3 protein-coding genes and 1 pseudogene are annotated in these 3,276 nt (G+C 68.4%); 2 read left to right on the top strand and 2 right to left on the bottom strand.

The window, feature by feature from the left end:
• Together ACILQS_RS16045 and ACILQS_RS16040 are read right to left on the bottom strand one after the other, a co-directional pair.
• Positions 1-471: pseudogene (locus ACILQS_RS16045) on the bottom strand (hypothetical protein); the annotation flags it as partial.
• Positions 465-1,901, bottom strand: coding sequence for an SDR family NAD(P)-dependent oxidoreductase (locus tag ACILQS_RS16040; RefSeq protein ID WP_395641127.1), 1,437 nt, complete (start codon positions 1,899-1,901; stop codon positions 465-467). The gene ACILQS_RS16040 and the pseudogene ACILQS_RS16045, both read right to left, overlap by 7 nt.
• A gap of 254 nt (positions 1,902-2,155) precedes the next feature.
• Here ACILQS_RS16040 and ACILQS_RS16035 point away from each other — a divergent pair, with 254 nt between their 5' ends.
• Positions 2,156-2,623, top strand: a complete 468-nt coding sequence (locus ACILQS_RS16035; RefSeq protein WP_395641126.1) for a hypothetical protein — start codon at positions 2,156-2,158, stop codon at positions 2,621-2,623.
• Positions 2,624-2,649: 26 nt separating this feature from the next.
• Positions 2,650-3,276, top strand: a 627-nt coding sequence (locus ACILQS_RS16030; RefSeq protein WP_395641125.1) for a DEAD/DEAH box helicase, incomplete at its 3' end; no start/stop codon positions are given.

Raw genomic sequence — 3,276 nt, 5'->3', positions numbered from 1 at the left:
CTGGCCGTCGGGCAGGCCGGCAGCGCCACCGCCGCCCGCGCTGGTCGAGGTGCTGCTGCCGCCTCCGGCACCGGCCACGAGGGTCACGGTTCCGTCGATGGCGATGCCCGTGCTTCCGCCGCCACCGCCGGCGTCGATGCCGTTGCCCCCGGATCCGAAGCCGAGTCCGCCGATGCCCGTGGGGCCGCCGTCTGCCCCCAGGGTGATGGTGAGTACCTGCCCCGCCTCAACGGGGATGGCAACGGTCACCGCGGCGCCGACGCCCCCGGGCCGGTCGGGACTCGACGTGCCCCCGTCGCCGCCGGTCGCCGTCACCGTGACGACACCGACGCCCTCGGGCACGACCCACTCGAAAGGGACGCCAGCCGGCTGCTCCGCAGTCGTGAAGGTCTCGTGCTGTGGGGTCGTCTCTGCGGTGGTTGTGGCAGGCACCGCGAGCATCACCGCGGCGAGAGCGAGGCGGATCACCACGACCCCACCGAGTAGTCCTTGAGGAAGACCCCGTAGAGGTCTTCGCCTGCCTCGCCGCGAACGATCGGGTCGTAGACGCGGGCCGCGCCGTCGACGAGGTCGAGCGGGGCGTGAAAGCCCTCTTCGGCGAGACGCACCTTGGTGAAGTGCGGGCGCTCGTCGGTGATCCAGCCGGTGTCGACCGCTGTCATGAGAATCCCATCGGTTTCGAACATCTCGCGCGCACTCGTGCGGGTGAGCATGTTGAGGGCGGCCTTGGCCATGTTGGTGTGCGGGTGACCGGGGCCCTTGTAGCCGCGGCCGAAGACACCCTCCATCGCACTGACATTGACGACGTAGGTGCGGCGGGCGTCGCTCGCCGCCATGGCCGACCGCAGCCGACTCACCAGCAGGAAGGGCGCCGTCATGTTGGCGAGCTGCACCTCGAGCATCTCGAGCGGCTCAACCTGGTCGACGCTCTGCGTCCACGAGTTGATGTGGTTCTGGTCGGGTACGAGACCGCCGGCGTCGATCGCGGTGCCGTCCTTGTGGCGCTCGATCGACGACGCACCGGCCTCGGTGGCCTGCGCTGTCTTAGCGACAGCGGCGAGGATCGGGTGGCTGGTCACCGACTCGGCCAGAGCGAGCGGGTGGGCGTCGTTGGTGTGGCCGAAGGTGACCAGCTGGGGGAGTGGGCCGTCGGGCAGCGGAGCGAGCTCCGCGTCCACGAGCGGCTGGTAGGCGCCCGCACTGCGCCGCACCGTCTGCGCCGCGTTGTTGATGAGGATGTCGAGCGGGCCGGCTGCAGCCACGTCATCTGCGAGGCCGATGACCTGGGCGGGATCGCGCAGGTCGATGCCGACGATCTTGAGGCGGTCGATCCAGTCGGCGGAGTCGGGCAGCGCGGTGAAGCGGCGCACCGCGTCCCGGGGAAATCGCGTCGTGATGGTCGTGTGGGCCCCGTCGCGCAGCAGCCGCAGCGCGATGTACATGCCGATCTTGGCGCGGCCGCCGGTGAGCAGCGCGCGCTTGCCGGTGAGATCGGTGCGGGCGTCGCGCTTGGCGTGGCTCATCGCCGCGCAGTCGGGGCAGAGCTGGTGGTAGAAGGCGTCGACGACGGTGTACGGCTTCTTGCAGATGTAGCAGGCGCGGGGCTTGATGAGCTCGCCGGCGATCGGCGCGGTCGTCGAGCTCGAGATGGGGATGCCGCGGGTCTCGTCATCGATGCGATCCGGTGCCCCCGTCGCGGTGGCGGCGACCACGGCCCGGTCGGCCTCGGCGATGCGGGCGCGCTTCTCGGCGCGGCCCACCTGCTTGACGGCCTTGAACATCTTCGCGGTCGCCTGGCGCACCGTCACGAAGTCCGGATCGTCGTCTTCGAGGTGCGCCAGCTGGGCGAGTACGCGAAGGGTGGCCTCGAGATCCGCGGGGTCGATCTGGTCGGAAGGCACAGGGAATTCTATCGCGTGAAGAAATAGGCGGATGGTGCAGAAGTGCGTCCGTGCAAGGCGTTGCGCTCGCCGCGATGGTCATGCTGAGCTTGCTGAGACTTCTGTGCGACGAACGAGCTGCGACGAACGAGCTTCGACGAACGAGCACAGAGACCGACCACGCGGAGGCGGGAACCCTAGTCCCGCCTTCGCGTGCCTTCGTGTGGGCAGTGCTGCCCATTCCTCCCGCCGCTCGTCTCGCCTACCGTCAGGTCATGCGCAGGCTCATCGTTCTCATTGCGGCACTTTCCCTCACCGGCTGCTCTCTGTCGTACGTCGAGCCGCCCCCGAGCCTGTCGATCGATGAAGCCACCGCCCGCTACCAGGGTCTCTTCGATGAGATCTCGACCGAGCTCGAGAGGGCATACCCCGGGCACATCTACACGGTCGACAACGCTCTCGACTCGGTCGACACCACCCCCTGCATCCTGTGGATCGGAGATCTCGAGAACACGTCGACCGACGCCGGTGACCGTGACGACTACCTGGCGATCATCGCCCCGCTGCTCAGCGACGCCGGGTTCGTCGAGTTGCGCGAGCTCGACCCACCGCAGGGCGCGCCGTATGAGCCTGCCTTCGTCACCCATGACGACGTCGGCACCAGGGCCCGTGTCACCTTCGAGAACCCCGGCTTCAGTTTCTCCATCGTCGCGAACGTGACTGATGACCCCTGCCCGACGTAGACGCAGCAGCCAACTACGGTTGAACCATGCCCGCCCTCCTCGACCTGGTTCCGAAGCCGTACAGCTCGGATGCCGCCTTCGACTCCTTTGCCGGGTGGGCATCCGGTCGTGGACTCTCGCTGTATCCGGCGCAGGAGGAGGCGCTCATCGAGATCGTCTCTGGCGCCAACCTGATTCTCAGCACTCCGACGGGCACGGGTAAGTCTCTCGTCGCAATCGGAGCGCACTTCGCCGCGATGGGCGAGGGACGCCGCAGCTTCTACACGGCGCCGATCAAGGCACTCGTCAGCGAGAAGTTCTTCGCGCTCGTCGACATCTTCGGCGCAGAGAACGTCGGCATGATCACCGGGGACTCGACGGTCAACGGCGACGCCCCCATCATCTGCTGCACGGCCGAGATTCTGGCCAACCTGGCGCTGCGCGGCGGGGCGGACACCGCGGTCGACCTCGTCGTCATGGACGAGTTCCATTTCTACGCCGACCCCGACCGCGGCTGGGCCTGGCAGGTGCCGCTGCTGACCCTTCCCGACGTGCAGTTCGTGCTCATGTCGGCGACGCTCGGCGATGTCACGCGCATCGCCGACGACCTCACGCTGCGCACGGGCCGCGAGACCGCGGTGGTCACCGGCGTCGACCGTCCGGTGCCGTTGAGC

This window comes from Pseudolysinimonas sp., assembly GCF_044239695.1.
In the GTDB taxonomy this organism is placed as follows: domain Bacteria; phylum Actinomycetota; class Actinomycetes; order Actinomycetales; family Microbacteriaceae; genus Pseudolysinimonas_A.
This window is presented reverse-complemented; position numbering and strand designations above follow the sequence as displayed.

Excerpts from the sequence above, each read along its gene's own strand:
- ACILQS_RS16035 (WP_395641126.1), top strand. The coding sequence starts at position 2,156 with ATGCGCAGGCTCATCGTTCTCATTGCGGCACTTTCCCTCACCGGCTGC.